Consider the following 21,743-nt stretch of genomic DNA (forward strand, 5'->3'; position numbering starts at 1 on the left):
TCCCCACGTGCGGTTCGGACGGGCGTGCGCTGTTTGCCACCCGGGGCCATCTGAGCGGGATTCTACGTCCCGCCCTGCCGCCGAGCGCGCCGGTCCGGCTCTAACGCGGCTCGCGCAGCGGGGCGCCGAGCGCGTGCAGGTAGCCCAGCGCCGCCCGGTACGAGCCGAGCAGGCTGGTCTCGGTGTAGGAGATCCGGTGCTCCTGGCAGTACTGGTGGACCAGCCGGCGCGCGTGGCGCAGGTTGGGCCGCGGCATGCTCGGGAACAGGTGGTGCTCGATCTGGTAGTTCAGCCCGCCCAGCAGCAGGTCGGTGAACCAGCCACCCCGGACGTTGCGGGAGGTCAGCACCTGCCGGCGCAGGAAGTCCAGCCGCTCCCCCGGCGCGACCACCGTCATGCCCTTGTGGTTGGGGGCGAACGCGCAGCCCATGTAGATGCCGAAGACCGCCTGGTGCACCGCGACGAAGGCCAGCGCCCGGACCGGCGAGAGCACCAGCAGGACGGCGGCCAGGTAGCCCACCAGGTGCACCGACAGCAGCAGCCACTCGGTACGGCGGTAGCGGCGCTGCCGGCCGCTGATCAGCGACTGGACGCTGGCCACGTGCAGTTGCAGGCCCTCGAAGCACAGCAGCGGGAAGAACAGCCAGGCCTGGTAGCGCGCCACCAGCCGGTACAGCCCGCCGGTGCGGGCCGCGACGTGCGCGGTGGTGAAGGCCAGGATCGACTCGCCGATGTCCGGGTCGTGCTCCTCGTGGTTGGGGTTGGCGTGGTGGCGGTTGTGCTTGTCCAGCCACCAGCCGTAGCTCAGCCCCACCAGCAGGCCGCCGATGCCGATGCCCAGCAGGTCGTTGGCCCGCCGGGTCTTGAAGATCTGCTGGTGGCCCGCGTCGTGGCCGAGGAAGGCCAGCTGGGTGGACACCACGCCGAGCACCGCGGCGGTGCCCAGCTGGTACCAGCTGTCACCGCCCAGCACGAAGCCGGCCGCCACCGCGACCAAGGCCAGCACCGTGACCGAGATCCGCATCGCGTAGTGGCCGCCGCGCCGGCCGAGCAGGCCGGCTGCCCGTACCTGCCGGCACAGCAGTGCGAAGTCGCTGCCCCGCGTGGTCTCGGCGGTGGCGGTCAACGCGGCGTCCGGGCTGGGGTGGCCGGACCGGCGAGCGGCCGTCGCAGGAACCTGGTCGGGGCTAGGGGCATGAGATCAGCCTGACTGCGCCGCAGCCGGCGCCTAGATAGACGGGCGGCGGCCCGTGAGCTGTCACCGGCCGCCGTCTGTGATGTGGGAACTGACACCTTCGACCCTACCGGTTCCGCCGGGCCGTCCGGTTGTTCTCGATGGCGATACCGTGGAGGCATGGACGGCGGTACCCCACGTCGACGCCCGTCCGCCGGGCAGTGGCTGTGGTACAGCGTGGGCGGCCGGTTGCCGGCGGACCTGTCGGAGTGGGTGCTGCACGACACCACCTGCCGGACCTGGGCGTTGCGCCAGGTGGCGCGCTCGCTGCTGGCCATCTCACCCCCTGATCCTGGTGCTGCTGTTCGTGGTGCCGGGCCCGTTGTGGATTAGGGCGCTCAGCGCGCTCGGCGGCGTGCTGATGAGCCTGCTGTACTCCCTGGGATTCGTCTCCGAGACGGCCGAGCACCGGCTGGTCAAGGCCGGTTACCCGGCCGGGACCGGTGCGGCGGTCCGCCAGCAACGGTCGGTCGAGGGGCGGACCGCGGCCACCGAGCGGCGGCGCGAGAAGATGTTCCGCCGGCTGGACAACCGCCGGCGCTGAGCCGGCCCGAGGGTGCCCACTCAGTCGGCCGGCTGGTCGCGCAGGTACAGGTACCAGTAGGCCCCGGCGACGAACAGCGCCGCGCCGACCGCGTTGCCGAGGAAGGCGAAGATCAGGTTCAGCACCATGTTGGAGGCGGTGACGCCGCCGGTGTGCAGGAACATCGCAGCCGGCAGGAAGAACATGTTGGCCACCACGTGGTCGAAGCCCAGCGCCACGAACGCGGTGATCGGGTAGATGATGGCCAGGATCTTGCCGGCCACGTCGCGGGCCGCCAGCGCCAGCCAGATCGCCAGGCACACCAGCCAGTTGCAGCCCACCGCCCGCAGGAACTGCTCCAGGTGGGTCTCGCTGGCCGCCTTGCCCATGGCGATGGCCCCGAGCCGGGCGTAGCTCTGGGTCGCGGTGACCCCGCCGGTCTTGGCGATCACGCCGGTCTTGTCGGCGAGCACGTAGGCCACGAACACCGACCCGACCAGGTTGCCGATGGTCACCCACAGCCAGTTCATCAGCATCTGCGCGACCGTGACCCGGCGGGCCAGCACCGCGATCGGGACCAGCGCCATGTTGCCGGTGAGCAGCTCGGCACCGCCCACGATCACCAGGATCAGGCCCAGGCTGAACACCAGGCCGGTGAACAGCGTGATCAGGCCGCCCCACTGCTGCGGGTTGAGCCCCGCCGAGACGACGATCGCCAGCAACCCGCCGAAGGCGATGTAGGCGCCGGCCAGGAAGCCGCCGACCAGCGCGTTGCCGGGCCGCAGCAGCGCCTTGGTGGTGCCGGACGCGACCGCGGCCACCGCGATCTGCTGCGGGGTGTTGTACGCGGCGGTGCTGGTCGGCGGGCTGTCGACCCCTGAGGTGCTGCCGGTCGCCGGCGCGGTGCGCGCTGCCGGGGTGGTGCTGCGGTGCTCTCCGAGGTCGTGGGCCATCGCGGCCTCCCAAGGGTCACGGGAGGGCGCTGTTTGCCCTTTCCGCCAGTCAACTCCGCCCGGCCGGGGCGGCGCAAACCGGCGCACCGTCCGGGGCGGCCGGAAGGTGCGAGCACACTGGATCGATGCGGATCGCGATCACCGGAGCCAGCGGCAACATCGGGACGGCACTGCTGCGGCGGCTCACCGCCGGCGGCGAGCACGAACTGGTGGCGATCGCCCGCCGGATACCGGACGGCGGCGCCCCGTACGCCGCGGCGTCCTGGCACAGCGTGGACCTCGCCGCCGGGGATGCGGCCGCCCGGCTGGCCGGTCCGTTCGCCGGCGTGGACGCCGTGGTGCACCTGGCCTGGGCCTTCCAGCCCTCGCACGACGTGGACTACCTGCGCCGGCTGGGCGTGGGCGGCACGGCGGCCGTGCTGCAGGCGGCACGGACGGCGGGGGTGCGGCACCTGGTGCACATGTCCTCGGTGGGCGCCTACTCGGCGGCGCCGCACCGGCGGGTGGACGAGTCCGCCGCCCGGGACGGCATCGCCACCCTGGCCTACAGCCAGCACAAGGCCGAAGCGGAGCGGCTGCTGGACGCCTATGAGCGGGAGGCCGGTGCTTCGGCGATGCTGGTGAGCCGGCTGCGGCCCGGCTTCGTGGTGCAGCCGGACGCGGCCAGCGGGCTGCTGCGCTACGGCCTGCCCGGCTTCGTGCCGGCCCGGATCATCACCCTGCTGCCGGTGCTGCCGCTGGATCGCAAGCTGAGCATTCCACTGGTGCACTCCGACGACCTCGCCGACGGGATCGCCCGCGTGGTGGAGCGCCGGCTGCCGGGTGCCTTCAACTTCGCCGGCGAGCCGCCGATCACCCGCAACGACATCGCCGAGGCGATGGGCGCCCGGCCGGTGCACGTGCCGGCCAAGGTCTTGAGCCTGCTGGCCGCCGCCGGCTGGCACGCCCGGCTGCAGGCGCTGGACCCGGGCTGGATCGACCTGGCCTTCGCGGTACCGCTGGTCGACACCACCCGGGCCCGGACCGAGCTGGACTGGACGCCGGCGGTCGACTCGCGAGAGGCGCTGCGCGAAACCGTCCAGGCGATGGCACACCGGCGGGGTGCCGGCAGCCCGGTGCTGCGGGTCCGGTCCGGGCTGGACCAGCTGCGCAAGCTGGTCACCTCCGGGCCGCTGGGCAACCGCCGGCTGCCCTGAGGTAGGCAACCCCGTGAGGCTCCGGACCGGCGGCGCGCCGGTCGCCCTGCCGGCCGCAGCCGTGCTGCTGGCCGCGGGCGTGCTGCTCGCCGGCTGCACCGGCCATTCCGGCCGGCCGGGCAGTCGTCCCGCGCCGTCCTGCTCGCCGGCCGCCGGCGCCGGCTTCTCCTGGCCGCCCGGCATCCCGGCGAACCTGCCGCTGCCACCCGGCGCGCGGCTCGGCGAGGTGCGACAGCTGGCCAGCGGCTTCACCCTGGTCACCTTCACCGCCCCGGGAACCGTCCGCACCAGCCTGCTGGAGATCACCGCGGCGCTGCAGGCCGCCGGCTACACGGTGGGACGCGGCATCGTGGGCACCAGCCGGAGCCGGTTGCCGTTCACCCGGGACGGCAGGCCCGGCGTGCTGGAACTGACCGCGGTCGACGCCTGCACCACCCGGTGGCAGGTGCAGGCCTGAGCCCGGCACCGGACCAGCTCCGGCCCCGGCTGCTGCCTCCCGCACCCGGCCGGCCCGGTTCGTCAACCGGCCCGGTTCGTCAGCCGGCGCCGCTCACTGGGCGACCGCGGGCAGCTGGGTGGACAGCGCGTCATCGGTCACCGGGGCGAACCGCATCGCGGAGAACCGGCCGAAGTACATGTCGCTGGAGCTCACCCCCTCCCGGTCGTCCGGGCCGAAGCCGCGCTGGTCGCCGTTGGCCCCGGTCACCGACGCACCCTCGACGGCGGCCAGCAGCGGCGCCCCGGTAACGCCTGCGGTGAGGGTCAGCGCGGCCGAGACCAGCAGCATCGCGTCGTAGGAGAACATCGCCCAGTCCGGCGGCTGCAGCACCGGACGGCCACCCGCGCTCACCCCGACCGGGTCGGCGCCGTAGCGCTGCTGGTAGGCGGCCCGGAACCGCTCGAACGGCGCCGGCCCCTGCTCGCTGGTGATCCGGAACGAGACGAAGGTGGCGCCGTCCAGCCAGGCCGGATGGTCGGCCAGCACCTGGCGCACCAGCGGGTCCTCACCGGTCGGGCTGAGGTACACCGGCACCGTCCAGCCGGTCGAGCGGGCCGCCCGGATCACCTGGGCGAGCACCGGCGCGCCGGCCCACACCACCAGCGCCCCGGCCCGGGCCCGCCGGGCGGCCAGCACCTGGGCGCTGACGTCCGGCGCGGCCGCCGGCAGCACGATCCGGGCAACCACCGGCACCCCGCTGTAGGCGAGGTCGGCGTCGAGTTGCCGGGCGCCGTCGCGGCCGTAGGAGGAGTCGTCGCTGAGCACCGCGACGGGCTGCCGGTGCCGGGCGGCCAGGTAGTCGGCCAGCCGCCGGCTCAGGTACCTGTTCGCCGGCGCCAGCCGGAACACCGTCGGATGCGCCTGCGGATCCAGGAACGAGCCGCCGCCGTCGAAGACCACGAACACCGGCAGCGACGCCGGATCGGTCACCCGGGACACCGCCAGCGCGCCGGTGCCGTCGGTGATCAGGGCCGCGGCGTGCTCGCGCACCGCGGCCCGGGCGATGGCCACCGCGGCACTCGGCGAGGCGCCGTTGTCCACCACCCGCACCCTCGGCACCGCGCCCGGCGGGCTGCCCGAGCGGGCCAGCACCGCCTGCGCCAGCTCGGCGCCCCGGGCCACCGACCGCCCGATCCAGGGTTGCGAGGCCAGCGGCGCCGACACCACGACCAGCGGCGCACCGGCTGCCGAGCCCCGCTCGGCGGCCCGGCAGCCGGTGCCGGCCAGCAGCGCGCAGGCCAGCAGCAGCGCACCCAGCACCCGCATGCCCGCACCTCCCCCGCACGACCCGTTCCTGAGTACTTTGGCACCACCAGCCGGCTGGCAGCAGACGGAATCGGGGGTTGTGGATGACGCGAAGCGGACTGGCTGCCCTGTGGACGACGATGACGCTGCTGGGCGCAGCGCTGGCCGGCTGCGCCAGCGGCCCGAGCCCGCAACCGGCCGCCACGATCTCGGTCTCGTGGGGCACTCCCGGCACTCCCACCGCTGCCCCGTCCGTCGCCGCCACCGCCGCGGACTGCGAACAGCGGACGGTGCCGCGGCCGGAGCTGGCCGGCCAGCTGCCGGTCGGTTTCGCCACAGTGGCCGGCTGGCAGCCGACCGGGGCGATGGACCAGGCCCGGACCCGGGTGGTCCGGGGGGTGCTGCCCGGCGGGCCGGCCGACCTGGAAGCCGTCCGGGACCGCGCCGTCGACCAGCTCATCGACGCCGGCTACCACCTGACCGGCACCGACGAAGAGGCCGGCTACGAGGCCGAGGCGGAGCTGGCGGGTCCGCGCGAGGTGAACATCAACGTCAGGCCGCTGTGCCGTGCCTACCTGGTCCTCAGCTACTCGGTCCGGCAGTAACCGCGCCGGCAGTAACCGCGCCGGCAGTAGCCGGGTGCGGCGGGCCGGCCTGCTGGCCGGGGTCATCGCGATGCTGATGACTTCTCCCGCACGAGCCGACACCGTCGACCTGCCCGCGCCGCAGGCCGACCAGCTGGGCGGCAGCGAGCTGTTCGGAGCGCTCGGCGCCGGCCGGGACGAGCTGCCCGGCTACCTGGCACCGGGTCCGCTGCGCAACGACGAGCTGGTCTCGGTCGAGGTGTCCGGCGACGGCCGGGTCAGCCGGGTCAGCGACCGGCAGCAGATCCTCCTCACCGGCACCGGGGACTACTTCGTCCGCGAGTCCGGCCCGGCCCGGGCCGCGGTGGCCGTCGGCGGCGAGGCCCCGGTGCTCAGCCTCGGCGACATCGTCTGGCAGGGCTTCTCCCCCGGCAGCCGGCAGCTGGCGGCCCGGATCGAGCTGGATCCCGAGATCGAGTCCCGGCACCTGCCGCTGCGGATCGGGCTCAGTTTCACCGCCGGTGGCCGCCGGACGGTGCTCGGCCCGCAACGGCAGCTGCCCAGCGCCGGCACCCTGACGCTCACCGTGGACAACGCCACCGGGCAACCAGCCACGCTGCCGACCGCGACGGACGCCCCGGCCCGGCAGCTGGCCGCGGCGCTGGACCGGCTGCGGGCCGCGGCGAACAGCCCGGCCGCCAGGCTGCCGACCACCCGGACCGGCATCCCGCCGCAGCTGCCGGTCACCGGGGCCGGCACCCGGACCGGCACGCAGCTCGTGCCGCTGCAGCTGCACGCCAGCCTGGCCGTGCACCCGGACGGGCCGGCCGCGGGGAACCAGCAGGACAGCACCGTCCGGCTCGACACGCTGCTGTTGCGCAGCACGCAGGTCAGCCTGCCGGTGCCCGGTCCGGGCATCGTCACGCTGCAGCTGATCGCGGTGCCGGCGCTGGATCCGGCCGGCCTGGTACCGCCACACTCGGCGCCGTCCTGGGCCGCCTGGGCCGGCACCGATCCGCCGCGGGCCGAACGCCGGGCCGCGCTGGAGCTGCTGGTGCAGGCGGCGGCGACCGGGTCGCGCGCGTCGGCCTTCAGCCCGTACCTCGGCTCGCAGCTGGAACCCCGCGGCCACACCACGTTCTCCTACTCGCTGGCGACCGCCCGGACGCCCGGGCCGGCACCGGTCCGGCTGGCCCCGCGGCCGGTACCGATCACCCTCACCGTGCTGGGCTTGCTGGCGTTGCTGGGCGCCGGCGTGCTGTGCTGGCGGCGGTCCTGACGCCGGGTGCTATTCCTCGCCGAGCAGCGCCCGCCGCACCCGCGGCTCCGCGCGCACCGTCGCGGCAGCGCCGCTGGCCAGCACCCGGCCGGCGTCCAGCACGGTGATCCGGTCGGCCACCGCGGCGACCAGGCGCAGGTCGTGCTCGACGATTGCGACGGCGGCGCCGCGATCGGCCAGCAGCCGCAGCACGTCCCGCAGCACCGCGCGCTCGGCGGCGGTCATGCCGGCGGCCGGCTCGTCGAACAGCAGCACCGGCGCGCCGGTGGCCACCGCCCGGGCCAGCTGCAGCAACTGCCGCTCGCCGGTGCTCAGCCGGGACGGGTCGGCCTCGGCGAGCCGGCCCAGCCCGAGCGCGTCCAGGATGCCGGCTCTCCAGGCGCGCAGCTCGGCCGCCTGCACCCGCGAGAGCGGGGTGCCCAGCAGCTGGCGCAGCCCGGCGTGCGACCACCGGCCGTTGCCGCTGGCACCGAGGGCGACCTGCCGCGCCGGCGGAAGCCCGGCCGGCACCACCGGCTGCTGCGGGGTGCGTACCACCCCGGCGCGGGCCCGGTGGACGGGCGTCCGGGCCCGGTGCGGCACCCCGCCGAGCCGCACCGCGCCGGCGTCCAGGCTGCCGGCCAGCACCTCGAGCAGGGTGGACTTTCCGCTGCCGTTCGGGCCGATCAGCGCATGCACCTCGCCGTGCCGCAGGGTCAGGCTGACGTCGTCCAGCACCGGGCCGCCGGAGTGGCGCACGCTCGCCGAGACCAGTTCCAGGGCCGGCTGTGGACGGGCCGCGACCGTCGGCCAGAGCTCCGGCAGCCGGTCCGGCCGCGGTTCCAGCGGTTCCAGCGGTTCCAGCCGGTGTTCCAGCGGTTCCGGCGGTTCCGGCTGCGCGGGCCTCAGAAACCCCGGGAGAACAACCCGCCAGCCGCGCAATCGCGCCGACCGGACGACCAGCGGTACCACCACCCCGGCGAGCAGCAGCAGACCGACCAGCATCCCGCGCGCCGGCACACCGCCGGACCCGGCTCCGGCCAGCGGGCCGGCCGGCAGCACCGCGAGCAGCGCGACGCCCGGCACCGGTCCCCACCACCGCGCCGGACCGATCAGCACCGCGGCCAGCAGCTCCAGCGACAGCAGCGGGCTGACGTCCGCGGGCGAGATCACCCCGGTCAGCACAGTGGATCCGGCGCCGGCCAGCCCGCCGAGCGCGGCGGCCCAGGTCAGCACCGCACGCCGGCGAGCGGCGACCGGAACCCCCAGCGACGCGGCGAGCGGGGCGGACTCGCGCAGCCCGGCCAGCTCCAGGCCGAGCGGTCCGCGGCCGAGCCGGGCAAGGGTCGCCAGCGCCAGCAGGCAGCAGCCGGCGGCCAGCAGAAGGCTGGTCCGGTCGGTGAGCGTCACCTCGATGCCCAGCGTCCGCGACACCAACCGGGCCGGTGCCGGCCGGGAGAATCCCTCGGTGCCGCCGAGCAGATCCGGAAAGGCGGTCGGCGCGCGCTGCACCAGCCAGGCCAGTGCCCAGGTGGCCAGCGCCAGGTAGCCGCCGTCCAGCCGGGCGGTGGCCAGGGCCGTCAGGTAGCCGGCGGCCGCGGCCAGCGACACCGCCAGCCCGGCCGCGACGCCGAGCGGCAGCCCGGTGCCACCAGGGCCGAGCAACACCACCGCGTAGCCGCCGACCGCCACGAACGCACCCTGCCCGAGCAGCGGAATGCCCGCGTAACGCACCGGCAGGGCAAGGCCCAGGGCCGCCAGCAACAGCCAAAGCGACTGGGCGAGCCCGACGGCGGTCACCGGGGAGCGGCCGCCGCGGACCGGCCGGACGGCAGGCGCCGCATCGGTCGTCCGGTCAGCCGGCCGCCGCGCCCGGACGGCGGCCGGACGGCCAGCACCGCCACCAGCAGTACCAGCGGCAGCAGGTCTGCGACGCCGGTGCCGAAGGCGTACCCGGCCAGCGCCTGCAGGCACCCGATCAGCAGGCCGCCGGCCAGCGCACCGCGCGGCGAGCCGATCCCGCCGAGCACGGCCGCAGCCGCCGCGGCCAGTCCCAGCAGGGCGCCGTCGCCGACCGAGACCGCCCGGCCCGGCGTGGCCAGCAGGCCCGCCAGCCCCGCCAGCAGCCCGGCCAGCGAGAACGCCGCCACCATCACCCGCCGGGCCGGCACCCCGCACAGCGCCGCGCCCGCCGGGTCGTCGGCCACCGCGCGCACCGCGGCGCCGAACCGGGATCGGGCCAGCACCGCTTCGGTGGCGAGCCCCGCGGCCAGGCCGATCGCCAGCACGCACACTGCCCGGACCGGCACCGTGCCGCCGCCGGGCAACCGCAGCAGCCCGCCGGGTGCCAGCGCGTCGACGTGCAGCGCATCCGGCAGCGCATAGGCCTGCTGCGCAAGGACGAACGCCAACCCGGCGCGCAGCAGCAGGCCGGCCGCCAGGCCACCGGCGATCCAACTCTCCGGCCCGGGCTGCCGCGCCCCGTCCGACAGCACCGTGAGCCCGCCGACCAGCCCGGACAGCGCCGCACCCGCGGCCAGGGTGAACACCAGCAGCGCGACCGAGGCGAGCCGGCCCGGCGGTGCCGCGGTCGGGGTGCGGCCGGCCACCGCGAGCACGGCGAGGAACGCCGCGCCGACCACGATGTCGCCGTGCGCGAACGGCAGCACCCGGGCGGTGCCGGCGACCAGCGAGAACCCGAGCGCCACCAGTCCCAGCACGACCCCCTGGGCGAGGCCGGCCAGCACCACCTGGAGCAGCACACCGGCGATCATGGCGCCAAGGTAGCCGACCCGGCGGTCGGATCCGGAACGTCACCGCCGTACCGCCCGGCCACCCCACCAGCTGCGGTCTCTTAACACCGTCTACATATTCATCTAACGCACTTCACACAGCGGTGCGTTCGCTAGTGCAGCGGCCGGTGCAGTGCAGACAGTCAATATTGCCAAGCCCACAACCAATCGCCCGCGACCCAACCCGCACGAGCCGGCTGGCCGACCGGTTCTCCGGACCGGCATCGCGGTGCGAGAAGTGCCCGGAAGCAGCGCCGTGCGCACTTTCCTGGCATACGCGCGAAAAACGAAAGGTGAGCCTGCATGAGCGTGGATTCGTCACAAGCCGTCGAGGAGCTACCCAAGGACTTTCTGGCGCACCCGTACGAGATCCTGGAGCGGCTTCGCGCCGCCGGACCGGCCCATCCGGTGATCTTCCCGCACGGCGCCAAGGTGTGGCTGGTGACCCGGTACGACGACGTCCGCCAGCTGCTGACCGATCCGCGGGTGAGCAAGGACGGCAGCCGCGCCAACCACCTGTTCGCCCGCCATGCCGGGATGATCACCGACGAGGACGAGACCGGCGGCATCGGCGTCAACGACGAGCTGACCATGCACATGCTCAACAGTGACCCGCCGCGGCACACCCGGTTGCGCTCGCTGGCCAACCAGGGACTCACCCCGCGGCAGATGGAGGCATCCCGCCCCCGGCTGGAGCAGGTCGCCGACGAGTTGCTGAACGCCCTGGACGACGGCCGGCCGGTGGTGGACCTGCTCGCCGGCTTCACCCAGCCGATGACGATCACCACCATCTGCGAGGTGCTCGGCGTGCCCGCCGAGGACAAGCCGCTGTTCCACCAGTGGGCCGCCGAGCTGGTGGGTGCCGGCCACGACCCCGAGGTGGTCGAGGCGGCTTCCAACAGCGTCATCTCCTACGCCCGGGCCAGCATCGAGGCCAAGCGCGCCAACCCGGGCCAGGACATGCTGAGCATGCTGGTGCACGGCAGGGACGGCGGCGACCGGCTCACCTCCGACGAGCTGGTGAGCATGTTCTTCCTGATCATCATGGCCGGTCACGTCACCTCGATGCACACCCTGACCAACGTCATCCACAGCCTGCTGACCCATCCGGAGGAGCTGGCCAAGCTGCGGGCAAACCTGTCGCTGCTGCCGGTGGCGATCGACGAGCTGATCCGGTACGACTCGGGCGTCTCGGTCGGCACCTTCCGGTTCACCAAGGAGGCCATCGACCTCGGCGAGGTCACCATCCCGGCCGGCGAGATCCTTGCGCTGTCGATGAGTTCCGCCCACCGGGACAGCACCAAGTACCCCGATGCCGACCGGTTGGACGTCACTCGCTGTCCCAAGAACCACCTGGGCTTCGGGCACGGCACCCACTACTGCATCGGCGCGCCGCTGGCCCGGATCCAGCTGGAGGTGGCGCTGACCAAGCTGCTCACCCGGTTCCCGGACCTGCAACTGGCGGCACCGCCCGAGTCGCTGGAGTGGGAGCACGGCGCGCTGATGCGCGGCCTGGTCGCGCTGCCGGTGTCGCTGCACGGGACGGCAACCGGCTGATCCCGCCGTCCGGGCGGCGGGCGGTTTCCCCTGCCCTGGTAAGGAGTCGTCCGGTCCGGCTGTCGGGCCGGACGGCCCCGGCGCCGCGACATCAGGGACGCCGGACGGTGCGGCGCCCGGCGCGACGCGCGGAGCTGACGCGCCGCGACGCCGGCCGGGCGGCATACTTCCAGGGTGCTCGGTGCCGGATTCGCCACGGTTCTCCGCGCCGCCCAGCAGGGCGACGAGGAGGCCTTCGCCACCCTGTGGCGGGATGCCAACCCGGCGCTGCTGCGGTATCTGAAGGTGCTGGACTCCCAGACCGCCGAGGACGTCGCCGCCGAGACCTGGCTGAGCGTGATCGGCGGGCTCGGCAGCTTCTCCGGCGACGAGCTGGCCTGGCGGGCCTGGGTGTTCACCATCGCCCGGCGCCGGCGCACTGACGACCTCCGGCGGCGGCTGCGGCAGCCGTCCGGCCCGCTGGGCTGGCCGCACGGCGACGAGCGTGGCGGCGTCACCCCGGATGCTGCCGAGGAGGCGCTGGGCAGGCTCGACACCCGGGCGGCTGTCGAACTGGTGGCCACGCTGCCGCCGCTGCAGGCCGAGGTGATCATGCTGCGGGTGGTCGCAGGCTTGCCGGTGGAGACGGTGGCCGGCATCGTCGGCCGCAGCCCGGGTGCGGTGCGGGTGGCCGCGCACCGGGGTTTGCGCACCCTGGCCCGGGTCGTGGCCAGCGGTGGTGTAACGCTGTGAGCGGCGATCGCGATCTGAGAGGTGACATGTCCCTTCCACCGTGGCACCTTCACTCCAACGACCGCTCCAGCGAGGAGCGGTCGTTCGAGGCACTGCTGGGCAGAGCACCCCTGCCGCCGGACGCGCTCGCGACGGACGCGTTCCTCGCCGACATCGTGGACGCGCTCACCGCTCCGGCGGTGTCCGACGAGCTGGCGGGCCTGACCAGGGTGCGCGCTGCCTACACCACGCTGTACGCAGCGCGGCAACGCCGCGGTGGGACGTACCGACGGAGGTCATCGATGCGTTCCCCCTTGTCCCACCCCAAGATCGCCACCGCGCTCGCCGCCGGAGTCTTCGGCCTGGGCGGCTTCGGAGCGGCCGCGTACGCCGGTGCGCTGCCGGATGCCGCGCAGCAGGTGGTGCACCACGTGATCGGAGCACCGGACAGCCACCCCGGCAAGGGCGCCGGCCACGCGCCGCAGCCGGCCGGCGCGCCGAGCAGCACACCGGCCGGCCCGGACGCGACGGGTGCGGCGGCCTTCGGGCTGTGCAACGCCTACGCGCACGCCGACGACATGGCGGCGGACAAGTCGGTCGCGTTCGCGAACCTGGCCGCGGCGGCCGGCGGCGCGGACCAGATCGAGGCGTACTGCGCGACGATCCCGCACCCGGGCTCGGCCACCGCCTCGCACCCGGCCGGCCCGCCGAGCACCGTGCCCAGTGACCACCCGACCGGCAAGCCGACCGCGCTGCCCTCGCACCCCGTGGGCCCGCCGAGCACCGTGCCGACCGACCATCCCACCGGCAAGCCGACCGCGCCGCCCTCGCACCCGGTCGCACCGCCGAGCGCCGTCCCCTCGCACTCCCACCCGACCGGCAAGCCCAGCACCGTGCCGCCGTCGCCGAGCGGGCACCCGACCGGTCACTGAGCTCATGCCGGCGCCGGGCCCCTTGCCGCCCGGCGCCGGCGGCTCTGCACGGCTGACCGGCGCGGCGCGCCAACCCGGAAAGAGCTGACAAACACCGCGCCGCTCGGCCATGATCCAGGGTTGGCGTGGGCGTCCTCGCGCGCGAAGTGTGCAGCCGCTGACAGCGGCATGGCTGTCTTGGGGGTGGTCATGACGATCGGGCTCGCGGTGCTGGCGGCTTGGTGTGAGTTCGGTTTGTTGTTGGTGTTGCTGGCCTTCGTGGTGCTGCGCGGCGACCGCCGCAAGCCCCGATGACCGGCCGGCGGATCGCGGCGGCGCTGGCCGGCACACTGCTGGCCTGCGCGGCCTGCGTGGGCCCGGCCACCACCACCTCGGTGTACCGGGGCAAGGCCGGCCACACCGCCGAGGATGCGCTCTCGCAATTGGAAACCGCCCGGCTGGCGGTCGAGACCGACCGGCGCGGCAACCTGCTGCACGCCTCGCTGGAGGTGATGCTGACCGAGGCCGAGGACGGCTTCAGCTCGATCCAGGCCACCTTCGACTCGATCCAGCCGCCGGACAGCACCGAGGCCGACCAGCTCCGCGACAAGCTGGACAAGATCCTCGCCGCCGGCTCCGACGGCCTGGCCCAGCTGCGGATCGCGGCACGGCGCGGCGACAGCGCGGTGCTGTACTCGACCAGCGCCGAGCTCGGCGCGGTGTCGGAGCAACTGCAGGCCTTCAGCGACAACCCGCACGCATGAAGCGGATCTTCGCCGTCGCGCTCGGCATCCTGACCGCCATCGGCGGCTTCGTCGACATCGGCGACCTGGTGGCCAACGCCCTGGTCGGCTCCCGGTACGGGCTGTCGCTGGCCTGGGCGACCATCGGCGGCATCGTCGGCATCTGCCTGTTCGCCGAGATGTCCGGACGGGTCGCCGCGGTCACCAGCCGGGGCACGTTCGACCTGGTACGCGAGCGGCTCGGTCCGCGGGTGGGCCTGGCGAACCTGGTCGCGTCGTTCCTGGTGACCATGCTGACCTTCACCGCCGAGATCGGCGGCATAGCGCTGTCCATCGAGCTGGTGACCAGCGTGAACTACCTGCTGTGGGTGCCACTGGTGGCACTGGCGGTGTGGCTGATCATCTGGCGGGTCAAGTTCTCGCTGCTGGAGAACGTCTTCGGCATGCTGGGGCTGTCCCTGGTGGTGTTCGCGGTCGCGCTCTGGAAGCTCAATCCCGACTGGAGCACCCTGCTGCACCAGATCGCCGTTCCGGACAAGCCCGGCAAGGAAGGGCTGCTGCCCTACTTCTACTACGCCATCGCGCTGTTCGGGGCGGCCATGACACCGTACGAGGTGTTCTTCTTCTCCTCCGGCGGGGTCGAGGAACGCTGGACGGAGAAGGACATCCGCACCTCGCGGGTCAACGTCTTCGTCGGCTTCCCGCTGGGTGGCCTGCTGTCGCTTTCCATCGCCGCCGTCGCGGGGCTGACCCTGCTGCCCCGCGGCATTCAGGTCGACACGCTGTCCGGGGTGGGCCTGCCGGTCGCGGTCGCGGTCGGCAAGATCGGCCTGGCGGTGGCGATCCTCGGCTTCGTCGCCGCCACCTTCGGCGCGGCGCTGGAGACGGGACTGTCCTGCGGCTACGCCGTCTCGCAGTACTTCGGCTGGCAATGGGGAAAGTACGTCAAGCCCCGCGACGCCGCCCGCTTCCACGTCGTGGTGCTGCTGTCGCTGATCGCGGCGGTGGGCATCGTGCTGACCACCGTCAACCCGATCACCGTGACCGAGTACTCGATCGTGTTCTCCGCGGTGGCGCTGCCGCTGACCTACTTCCCGATCCTGGTCATCTCCAACGACCCGGATTACATGGGCGAGAAGGTCAACGGCCGGGTCTCCAACACCCTCGGCACGCTGTTCCTGATCGTCATCCTGATCGCGGCGATCGCGGCAATCCCCTTGATGCTGCTCACGAAAGCGGGTCAGTGACATGGCCGAACACTCAGCCGGACGGCAGCTCGACCTGCACCTGCACCTGCTCGATCGGCAGGTGCAGGACGAAGACGGCCGGATGGTGTGCAAGGTCGACGACCTGGAGTTCGAAGTCGACGCCACCGGCCGGCCGTACGTGACCGCGATCCTGGTCGGGCCGCGTGCGCTCGGCCCGCGGCTCGGCGGCCGGCTGGGCCGCTGGGTGGCCTCGATCGCCGGCCGGCTGGCGACCGCCGACCAGGCCGAGGTGCCGCGGATCGACTTCGGCTACGTCACCTGGATCGGCAACTCGGTGACCATCGCACGCCATCCGGACGAGCTGCCGGTCGCGCCGCTGGAGGACTGGCTGGACCGGCACGTGATCTCGCGGATTCCCGGGAGCCGGCATGAAAGCGAGTGACCTGATCCACCAGCCGGTCTTCGACGACACCGGCCGGCGGATCGGGGTGGTGACGGACCTGCGCTGCGTGCAGGACGGGCCGCTGCGCGGCGCGATGGCCGCCCCGCGGGTGCACCAGGTGATCGTCAGCCGGCGCCGGACCGGCTCGCTGCTCGGCTACGACCGCCGCGAGCAGCAGGGGCCGTGGCTGATCCGGCGGATCGTCCGCTGGCTGCACCGGGACCTGATGGTGGTGCCCTGGGAGTCGGTGCGGATCAGCGGCGACGACGGCCCGCGAACCGTGGTGGTGACCGGTCCGGCCGCCACTGACCGGACGTAGCCGGGGACTCCGGGCCTCAGCGCGCCACCAGGTAGCGCAGGTAGACGACCTTGGAGGGGAAGGTGCGGGTCTCGACGAGGTCGAGATCCGTCCGGCGCTCGCGCTGGGGGAAGAACGGAATGCCACCGCCCACCAGCACCGGGTAAACCTTGGGCCGGTACTCGTCGATCAGGCCCAGCGCGGCCGCCTCGGTGGCGAGCGTCGCCCCGCCGATCGCGATGTTGCCCTCCGCCGGCTCGGCCCGCAACCGCTCGATCTCCTCCGCCAGGCCGCCGGTGGCCAGCCGGGCATGGCCCCGCACCGCCGGCAGCGTGCGGGAGAACACCACCTTCGGCAGCGGATTCCAGAGCGCGACCCACTCGCGCTGCGCATCGTCGAGCGAGTGCTCCCGCTCGGCGGTCTCCCAGTACAGCATGGCCTCGTACAGCCGCCGTCCCATCAGGTGGACGCCAACCTCGCGGATCTGGTCGATGGCGAAGCGGAAGACCTCCTCATCGGGCGCGGTCCAGTTGAAGCCGCCGTCCGGACCGACGATGTAGCCGTCCAGGGAGACGCCCATCGAGTAGGTCACGCTGCGCATCGGAAGTCCTCCTCGGTGCCGGATTCGACTGAGTACACACCCTGGGGGTGACAGGCTGCACACCGCGGCGGAGTTCCGCTGATCAGTACTGTGTGACATAGTACTGACGTGGCTCGGGTGGTGGTCGTCGGCGCTGGCATCGTGGGTGCCGCGTGCGCCTTCTACGCCAGCCGGGCGGGCCTCGATGTCACCGTCCTGGAGCGCGGTGCGGTGGCCGCCGGCACCACCGGCGCCGGCGAGGGCAACCTGCTGCTGTCGGACAAGGCGGCCGGCCCGGAGCTGGATCTCGCGCTGCGGTCGGCCGCGCTGTGGAATGTCCTCTCCGACGAGCTGGGCGGCGAGGCGTTCGAACTGGAGCGCAAGGGCGGCGTGGTGGTCGCCGGCAGCGCCGAGGGGCTGGCCGCGCTGCACGCCTTCGCCGCCGAGCAGCGCGCGGCCGGGGTGGCGAGCATTCCGCTGGACGCCGGCCAGCTGCGCGACGCCGAGCCGCACCTGTCCCCCGCGCTGGCCGGCGGCGCCTTCTACCCCGGTGACATGCAGGTCCAGCCGGCACTGGCCGCCGCCGGGCTGCTCGCCGCGGCCCGGGCCGCCGGCGCCGAGCTGCGCACCGGCGTCGAGGTGCTCGGCAGCGAGCTGGCCTCCGGCCGGCTGACCGGGGTGCGCACCAGCGCCGGCCTGGTGCCCGCCGACTACGTGGTAAACGCGGCCGGCACCTGGGGCGGCGAGGTGTCGGCCCGCCTCGGCGGCGCGGTGCCGATCCTGCCCCGGCGCGGCTTCGTGCTGGTGACCGAGCCGCTGCCCCGGGTGATCCGGCACAAGGTGTACTCGGCCGACTACGTCGCCAACGTCGCCTCCGACCGCGCCGGCCTGGAACTGTCGCCGGTGATCGAGGGCACCCGGTCCGGAACGGTGCTGATCGGCGCCAGCCGGGAGCGGGTGGGCTTCGACACCACCATCTCGATCCCGGTGGTGCGCCAGCTCGCCGCGCAGGCGGTGCGGCTGTTCCCGGTGCTGGCCGGCATCTGCCTGATGCGGGTCTACGCGGGGCTGCGGCCCTACTGCCCGGACCACCTGCCGGTGATCGGGACGGACCCGCGGGTGCCCGGGCTGTTGCACGCCTGCGGCCACGAGGGCGCCGGCATCGGGCTGGCACCGGCCACCGGCGAGCTGATCGCCGACCTGATCACCGGCCGGCCGGCCACTGTGGATCCAGCGCCGTTCGACCCGGTTCGCTTGATCGGAGCTGCCGCATGACCGCGTTCAGCTTCGACGGCCGGCCCGTCGACTTCGCCGAGGGCCAGACGGTGGGTGCCGCGCTGGTCAACGCCGGCATCTACAGCTGGCGGGTGACCCGCCGGCACGGCACCCGGCGCGGGCTGTTCTGCGGCATCGGGGTCTGCTACGACTGCCTGGTGCGGGTGGACGGCGTCCCGAACCAGCGCGCCTGCCAGGTGGCCGCCACGGACGGCATGACGGTGACCACCCAGACCGGAACGGGCCACGATGACTTCGCCTGCTGAGGCTGTCGAGCCTGTTGCGGCCGTGCAGGTGGCGGTGATCGGCGCCGGGCCGGCCGGGCTGGCCGCGGCCGTGCATGCCGCCGAGCAGGGTGCGGTGACGGTGCTGCTGGACTCCGGCGCCCGGCTCGGCGGCCAGTACTGGCGGCACTCTTCGGCCGGCCTGGACTCCCCCGGCGAGGCGTCGCTGCACCACGACGTCGCCACCTACCGTGACCTGACCCGCCGGCTGGCCGCCCTGGCCGACCGCGGCCGGCTCACCGTCCGGCTGGAGCACCACGTCTGGTCGGTGCGGGCCGACGAGTCCGGCTGCACCGTCGCCGCGATCGACCGCCGGGATCTCCGGCGGCCGGCCGAGGTGGTGCTGCGGGCGTCCGTCCTGGTGCTCGCGGCCGGCGCCTACGACCGCCAGCTGCCCTTCCCCGGCTGGGACCTGCCCGGCGTGCTCACCGTGGGCGGCGCGCAGGCGCTGCTCAAGGGCAGCGGGGTTGCGGTCGGCCCTCGGGTGCTCGTCGCCGGCACCGGGCCGTTCCTGCTGCCGGTCGCCACCGCGCTGGCCGCCCGTGGCGCCGACGTGCTGGGCGTGCACGAGGCCAACAGGCCCGGCCGCTGGTTGCGGCAGCTGCCCGCGGCACTCTCCCAGCCGGCCAAGCTCACCGAGGCCGCCGGGTACGCCCTCGCCCTGGCCCGGCACCGGGTACCGCTGCACACCCGGTCGGTGGTGATCGCCGCGCACGGCGGCGACCGGCTGGAGGCGGTGACCGTGGCCCGGCTGGACTGGGCCGGCCGGGTGCGCCGGGACACCTGCCGCCGGCAGCCGGTCGACGTGCTCGCGGTCGGCTACGGCTTCAGCACCTCCGCCGAGCTGGCCGCCCAGGCCGGCTGCACGCTGCACCCGACGTCCGACGCGACGCTGGCGGTGACCACCGACGGCGCGCAGCGGACCAGCAACCCGTGGGTCTTCGCGGCCGGTGAGATCACCGGTGTGGGCGGCGCCCAGCTGGCCGTCGCCGAGGGCATCGTGGCCGGCGCCGGCGCGGCCGCTGCGAGCGAGTCAGCCGCCGGCGGGCCGGTGTCGGCCGTCCTGCCCGCCGCCGTCCGGACCCGGGACCGGCTGCGCCGCTTCGCGGCCGCGATGCACGAGGTCTACCCGGTACCGCCGTTCTGGCTGGACACCCTGGAGCCGGACACCGTGGTGTGCCGGTGCGAGGAGGTGACCGTGGCCGAGATCGACGCCGCGATCTCCGCCGGCGCCCGGGACTCCCGGTCGGTCAAGTTGCTGTCGCGCTCCGGCATGGGCTGGTGCCAGGGACGCGAATGCGGCTACGCCACCAGCTGCCTGGTCGCCGCCCGCACCGGGCAGCCGGTGGACCTGGCCAACGGCGCCGGACGGCCGGTCGCAGCACCCATCCCGCTCGGCCTGCTCGCCGGGCCCGGCGCCGACCTGTCCCCCTGACAGCAGAACCCGTTGCAAACACACGCGATGACCGAGGAGCACCAGATGGACCGCAAGCCCTGGCACGGAGTACTCGTCGCCACCCCGCTGCCCTGGAAAGCAGGCGAGCAGGACGACACCCCCGACCTGGACGCCTACGCCACCCACGTGGCCTGGCTGGCCGCCAACGGCTGCGACGGGGTGACCCCGAACGGCTCGCTCGGCGAGTACCAGAACCTGACCGACGCCCAGCGCGAGGCGGTGGTGCGCACCGCGGTGCAGGCCGCGCCGGACGGCTTCACGGTGATGCCCGGGGTCGGCGCCTACGGTGCCAAGCAGGCCCGCCGGCACGCCGAGGTCGCCGCGGACGCCGGCTGCCCCGCGGTGATGCTGCTGCCGCCGAACTCCTACCGGGCCCGCGACGTCGACGTGATCGAGCACTACCGCATCGTCGCCGAGGCCGGCGTTCCGATCGTCGCCTACAACAACCCCTACGACACCAAGGTCGACCTGGTGCCGGCCCTGCTGGCCAGGCTGTACGGCGAAGGGCTCATCGTCGCGGTCAAGGAGTTCTCCGGCGACGTGCGCCGGTTCTACGAGCTGCGCGAGCTGGTCCCGGACCTCGACGTGCTCGCCGGCAGCGACGACGTCGTCCTGGAGCTCGCCCTGGCCGGCTCCCCCGGCTGGGTCGCCGGCTACCCGAACGCGTTCCCGGCCGCCTGCGCCGAGCTGTTCGCCGCCGCCCGGGCCGGTGATCTGGAACGCGCCCTGCCGCTCTACCGCACCCTGCACCCGCTGCTGCGCTGGGACTCCAAGACCGAGTTCGTGCAGGCGATCAAACTGTCGATGGACCTCAACCCGGCCGCGATCGACGGGGGCCGCTGCCAGCCGCCGCGCGGCCCGCTGTCGGACGCCGACGCCGCCGCCATCCGCGAGGTGACCGAGAAGGCGCTGGCCGCCGGCCTGCGCTGACCGGGAATCGGCCGTACCAGCAAAGGAGAAACGGACATGAGGTCGGTACGCACGCTGCACGCGGTCGACTCGCACACCGAGGGCATGCCGACCCGGGTCATCGTCGGCGGGGTCGGCGTGCTGCCGGGGGCGACGATGGCCGAGCGGCGGGTCAACTTCCTGCGCGACCAGGACGACCTGCGGACGCTGCTGATGTTCGAGCCGCGCGGGCACAACGCGATGTCCGGCGCAATCCTGCAACCGCCGACCCGGCCGGACTGCGACTGGGGCGTGCTCTACATCGAGGTGTCCGGGTGCCTGCCGATGTGCGGGCACGGCACCATCGGGGTGGCCACCGTGCTGGTCGAGACCGGCATGGTGGCGGTCACCGAACCGGTCACCACCATCCGGCTGGACACCCCGGCCGGGGTGGTGGTCGCCGAGGTCGCGGTCGAGAACGGTGCCGCCCGCGCGGTGACCATCCGCAACGTGGCGTCGTTCTCGCTGGCCCTCGACCAGCAGGTGGAGGTGCCGGGGCTGGGCATGGTGGACTACGACCTGGCTTTCGGCGGCAACTTCTACGCCATGGTGGAGCTCGCCAAGCTCGGCTTCGCCTTCGACCGCGCCCAGCAGCAGGGCATCGTGGAGGCGGGACTGGCCGTCATGGACGCCATCAACACCAGCAGGCTCCCGGTGCACCCGACCGATCCTCTCATCACCGGCTGCCACCATGTGCAGTTCGTCGCCGCCGGCTCCACCGCTCGGCATTCCCGGCACGCCATGGCGATCTATCCGGGCTGGTTCGACCGCTCGCCGTGCGGCACCGGCACCAGCGCCCGGATGGCGCAGCTGCACGCCCGGGGCGAGCTGCCGCTGCACACCGACTTCGTCAACGAGTCCTTCATCGGCACCCGGTTCATCGGGCGGCTGACCGGCGAGACCGAGGTCGGTGGGCTGCCCGCGGTGCTGCCCACCATCACCGGTCGCGCCTGGGTCACCGGGACCGCGCAGTACCTGCTCGATCCCACCGACCCGTTCCCGGCCGGATTCCGCTTCTAGTGCAACGGAAAAGCCCAATGAGAGAG

At 73.8% G+C, this 21,743-nt stretch carries 24 protein-coding genes; 18 read left to right on the top strand and 6 right to left on the bottom strand.

Annotated elements, in window-relative coordinates; translation table 11 throughout:
* Positions 1–100: 100 nt before the first annotated feature.
* Positions 101–1,126, bottom strand: coding sequence for a fatty acid desaturase family protein (locus VLJ82_RS12515; protein ID WP_408663688.1), 1,026 nt, complete (start codon positions 1,124–1,126; stop codon positions 101–103).
* Between the two features lie 228 nt (positions 1,127–1,354).
* Here VLJ82_RS12515 and VLJ82_RS12520 point away from each other — a divergent pair, with 228 nt between their 5' ends.
* Positions 1,355–1,567: a DUF5313 family protein gene (locus VLJ82_RS12520; protein WP_408663689.1), complete on the top strand. Its 213-nt coding sequence runs from the start codon at positions 1,355–1,357 to the stop codon at positions 1,565–1,567.
* Positions 1,530–1,778 (top strand): DUF5313 family protein, encoded by a 249-nt coding sequence (locus VLJ82_RS12525; RefSeq protein WP_408663690.1) that lies wholly within the window; start codon positions 1,530–1,532, stop codon positions 1,776–1,778. Before VLJ82_RS12520 ends, VLJ82_RS12525 begins: the two co-directional genes overlap by 38 nt.
* A 20-nt stretch (positions 1,779–1,798) precedes the next feature.
* Here VLJ82_RS12525 and VLJ82_RS12530 read toward each other — a convergent pair whose 3' ends face one another.
* A complete protein-coding gene (locus VLJ82_RS12530; protein WP_408663691.1) occupies positions 1,799–2,710 on the bottom strand; it encodes a formate/nitrite transporter family protein in 912 nt (303 codons plus the stop codon).
* Between the two features lie 125 nt (positions 2,711–2,835).
* Between VLJ82_RS12530 and VLJ82_RS12535 the strand changes: the two genes are divergently transcribed.
* Both VLJ82_RS12535 and VLJ82_RS12540 read left to right on the top strand, forming a co-directional pair.
* Positions 2,836–3,906, top strand: a complete 1,071-nt coding sequence (locus tag VLJ82_RS12535; protein ID WP_408663692.1) for an NAD-dependent epimerase/dehydratase family protein — start codon at positions 2,836–2,838, stop codon at positions 3,904–3,906.
* 13 nt (positions 3,907–3,919) lie between these two features.
* Positions 3,920–4,363 (top strand): hypothetical protein, encoded by a 444-nt coding sequence (locus tag VLJ82_RS12540; protein ID WP_408663693.1) that lies wholly within the window; start codon positions 3,920–3,922, stop codon positions 4,361–4,363.
* A 93-nt stretch (positions 4,364–4,456) separates the two neighbouring features.
* Here the strand turns inward: VLJ82_RS12540 and VLJ82_RS12545 are convergent, their stop codons facing one another.
* Entirely contained in the window at positions 4,457–5,671 is a 1,215-nt protein-coding gene (locus tag VLJ82_RS12545; RefSeq protein ID WP_408663694.1) for an ABC transporter substrate-binding protein, read from the bottom strand.
* A gap of 83 nt (positions 5,672–5,754) precedes the next feature.
* Here VLJ82_RS12545 and VLJ82_RS12550 point away from each other — a divergent pair, with 83 nt between their 5' ends.
* Positions 5,755–6,255, top strand: a complete 501-nt coding sequence (locus VLJ82_RS12550) for a hypothetical protein (protein ID WP_408663695.1) — start codon at positions 5,755–5,757, stop codon at positions 6,253–6,255.
* A gap of 34 nt (positions 6,256–6,289) precedes the next feature.
* Positions 6,290–7,513, top strand: coding sequence for a hypothetical protein (locus VLJ82_RS12555; protein WP_408663696.1), 1,224 nt, complete (start codon positions 6,290–6,292; stop codon positions 7,511–7,513).
* A 9-nt stretch (positions 7,514–7,522) separates the two neighbouring features.
* Here the strand turns inward: VLJ82_RS12555 and VLJ82_RS12560 are convergent, their stop codons facing one another.
* Both VLJ82_RS12560 and VLJ82_RS12565 read right to left on the bottom strand, forming a co-directional pair.
* Positions 7,523–9,292, bottom strand: coding sequence for a branched-chain amino acid ABC transporter ATP-binding protein/permease (locus VLJ82_RS12560; protein WP_408663697.1), 1,770 nt, complete (start codon positions 9,290–9,292; stop codon positions 7,523–7,525).
* The gene (locus VLJ82_RS12565) at positions 9,289–10,266 is read right to left on the bottom strand and encodes an ABC transporter permease subunit (protein ID WP_408663698.1); all 978 of its coding nucleotides are present in this window, start codon (positions 10,264–10,266) and stop codon (positions 9,289–9,291) included. Before VLJ82_RS12565 ends, VLJ82_RS12560 begins: the two co-directional genes overlap by 4 nt.
* Before the next feature lie 321 nt (positions 10,267–10,587).
* Here VLJ82_RS12565 and VLJ82_RS12570 point away from each other — a divergent pair, with 321 nt between their 5' ends.
* The 7 genes from VLJ82_RS12570 to VLJ82_RS12600 all read left to right on the top strand — a co-directional run bounded on the left by VLJ82_RS12570 (position 10,588) and on the right by VLJ82_RS12600 (position 16,175).
* On the top strand, positions 10,588–11,841 hold the full coding sequence (locus tag VLJ82_RS12570) for a cytochrome P450 family protein (RefSeq protein WP_408663699.1): 1,254 nt from the start codon (positions 10,588–10,590) through the stop codon (positions 11,839–11,841).
* A 174-nt stretch (positions 11,842–12,015) separates the two neighbouring features.
* Entirely contained in the window at positions 12,016–12,573 is a 558-nt protein-coding gene (locus VLJ82_RS12575) for an RNA polymerase sigma factor (protein WP_408663700.1), read from the top strand.
* A 26-nt stretch (positions 12,574–12,599) separates the two neighbouring features.
* Positions 12,600–13,484 (top strand): hypothetical protein, encoded by an 885-nt coding sequence (locus VLJ82_RS12580; protein ID WP_408663701.1) that lies wholly within the window; start codon positions 12,600–12,602, stop codon positions 13,482–13,484.
* 290 nt (positions 13,485–13,774) lie between these two features.
* Entirely contained in the window at positions 13,775–14,227 is a 453-nt protein-coding gene (locus VLJ82_RS12585; protein ID WP_408663702.1) for a hypothetical protein, read from the top strand.
* A complete protein-coding gene (locus VLJ82_RS12590; protein WP_408663703.1) occupies positions 14,224–15,453 on the top strand; it encodes an NRAMP family divalent metal transporter in 1,230 nt (409 codons plus the stop codon). The genes VLJ82_RS12585 and VLJ82_RS12590 overlap by 4 nt, the downstream gene beginning before the upstream one ends.
* 1 nt (position 15,454) lies before the next feature.
* Entirely contained in the window at positions 15,455–15,856 is a 402-nt protein-coding gene (locus VLJ82_RS12595; protein ID WP_408663704.1) for a hypothetical protein, read from the top strand.
* Positions 15,843–16,175, top strand: a complete 333-nt coding sequence (locus VLJ82_RS12600; RefSeq protein WP_408663705.1) for a PRC-barrel domain-containing protein — start codon at positions 15,843–15,845, stop codon at positions 16,173–16,175. Before VLJ82_RS12595 ends, VLJ82_RS12600 begins: the two co-directional genes overlap by 14 nt.
* Before the next feature lie 16 nt (positions 16,176–16,191).
* Here the strand turns inward: VLJ82_RS12600 and VLJ82_RS12605 are convergent, their stop codons facing one another.
* A complete protein-coding gene (locus VLJ82_RS12605) occupies positions 16,192–16,755 on the bottom strand; it encodes a dihydrofolate reductase family protein (protein ID WP_408663706.1) in 564 nt (187 codons plus the stop codon).
* A gap of 108 nt (positions 16,756–16,863) precedes the next feature.
* Here VLJ82_RS12605 and VLJ82_RS12610 point away from each other — a divergent pair, with 108 nt between their 5' ends.
* From VLJ82_RS12610 to VLJ82_RS12630, 5 genes are read left to right on the top strand one after another with little or no spacing between them, the layout of a single operon-like run.
* A complete protein-coding gene (locus VLJ82_RS12610) occupies positions 16,864–18,009 on the top strand; it encodes an NAD(P)/FAD-dependent oxidoreductase (RefSeq protein WP_408663707.1) in 1,146 nt (381 codons plus the stop codon).
* Complete coding sequence (locus tag VLJ82_RS12615) at positions 18,006–18,275, top strand: (2Fe-2S)-binding protein (RefSeq protein ID WP_408663708.1); 270 nt, start codon at positions 18,006–18,008, stop codon at positions 18,273–18,275. The genes VLJ82_RS12610 and VLJ82_RS12615 overlap by 4 nt, the downstream gene beginning before the upstream one ends.
* Positions 18,259–19,728, top strand: a complete 1,470-nt coding sequence (locus VLJ82_RS12620) for an NAD(P)/FAD-dependent oxidoreductase (RefSeq protein WP_408663709.1) — start codon at positions 18,259–18,261, stop codon at positions 19,726–19,728. The genes VLJ82_RS12615 and VLJ82_RS12620 overlap by 17 nt, the downstream gene beginning before the upstream one ends.
* A gap of 27 nt (positions 19,729–19,755) precedes the next feature.
* Entirely contained in the window at positions 19,756–20,679 is a 924-nt protein-coding gene (locus VLJ82_RS12625; RefSeq protein WP_408663710.1) for a dihydrodipicolinate synthase family protein, read from the top strand.
* A 36-nt stretch (positions 20,680–20,715) separates the two neighbouring features.
* Positions 20,716–21,717: a proline racemase family protein gene (locus VLJ82_RS12630; RefSeq protein WP_408663711.1), complete on the top strand. Its 1,002-nt coding sequence runs from the start codon at positions 20,716–20,718 to the stop codon at positions 21,715–21,717.
* Positions 21,718–21,743 lie beyond the last annotated feature (26 nt).

Origin of the sequence: Jatrophihabitans sp., assembly GCF_035474675.1 — a bacterium.
In the GTDB taxonomy this organism is placed as follows: Bacteria; Actinomycetota; Actinomycetes; order Mycobacteriales; family Jatrophihabitantaceae; genus Jatrophihabitans_A.

Bases quoted from the DNA above. Each gene is read 5' to 3' on its own strand.
- VLJ82_RS12535 (WP_408663692.1), top strand. From the start codon at position 2,836: ATGCGGATCGCGATCACCGGAGCCAGCGGCAACATCGGGACGGCACTG.
- VLJ82_RS12530 (WP_408663691.1), bottom strand. From the start codon at position 2,710: ATGGCCCACGACCTCGGAGAGCACCGCAGCACCACCCCGGCAGCGCGC.
- VLJ82_RS12585 (WP_408663702.1), top strand. From the start codon at position 13,775: ATGACCGGCCGGCGGATCGCGGCGGCGCTGGCCGGCACACTGCTGGCC.
- VLJ82_RS12520 (WP_408663689.1), top strand. From the start codon at position 1,355: ATGGACGGCGGTACCCCACGTCGACGCCCGTCCGCCGGGCAGTGGCTG.
- VLJ82_RS12570 (WP_408663699.1), top strand. From the start codon at position 10,588: ATGAGCGTGGATTCGTCACAAGCCGTCGAGGAGCTACCCAAGGACTTT.
- VLJ82_RS12620 (WP_408663709.1), top strand. From the start codon at position 18,259: ATGACTTCGCCTGCTGAGGCTGTCGAGCCTGTTGCGGCCGTGCAGGTG.
- VLJ82_RS12590 (WP_408663703.1), top strand. From the start codon at position 14,224: ATGAAGCGGATCTTCGCCGTCGCGCTCGGCATCCTGACCGCCATCGGC.
- VLJ82_RS12580 (WP_408663701.1), top strand. From the start codon at position 12,600: ATGTCCCTTCCACCGTGGCACCTTCACTCCAACGACCGCTCCAGCGAG.
- VLJ82_RS12630 (WP_408663711.1), top strand. From the start codon at position 20,716: ATGAGGTCGGTACGCACGCTGCACGCGGTCGACTCGCACACCGAGGGC.
- VLJ82_RS12565 (WP_408663698.1), bottom strand. From the start codon at position 10,266: ATGATCGCCGGTGTGCTGCTCCAGGTGGTGCTGGCCGGCCTCGCCCAG.
- VLJ82_RS12545 (WP_408663694.1), bottom strand. From the start codon at position 5,671: ATGCGGGTGCTGGGTGCGCTGCTGCTGGCCTGCGCGCTGCTGGCCGGC.
- VLJ82_RS12595 (WP_408663704.1), top strand. From the start codon at position 15,455: ATGGCCGAACACTCAGCCGGACGGCAGCTCGACCTGCACCTGCACCTG.
- VLJ82_RS12615 (WP_408663708.1), top strand. From the start codon at position 18,006: ATGACCGCGTTCAGCTTCGACGGCCGGCCCGTCGACTTCGCCGAGGGC.
- VLJ82_RS12605 (WP_408663706.1), bottom strand. From the start codon at position 16,755: ATGCGCAGCGTGACCTACTCGATGGGCGTCTCCCTGGACGGCTACATC.
- VLJ82_RS12625 (WP_408663710.1), top strand. From the start codon at position 19,756: ATGACCGAGGAGCACCAGATGGACCGCAAGCCCTGGCACGGAGTACTC.
- VLJ82_RS12550 (WP_408663695.1), top strand. From the start codon at position 5,755: ATGACGCGAAGCGGACTGGCTGCCCTGTGGACGACGATGACGCTGCTG.
- VLJ82_RS12600 (WP_408663705.1), top strand. From the start codon at position 15,843: ATGAAAGCGAGTGACCTGATCCACCAGCCGGTCTTCGACGACACCGGC.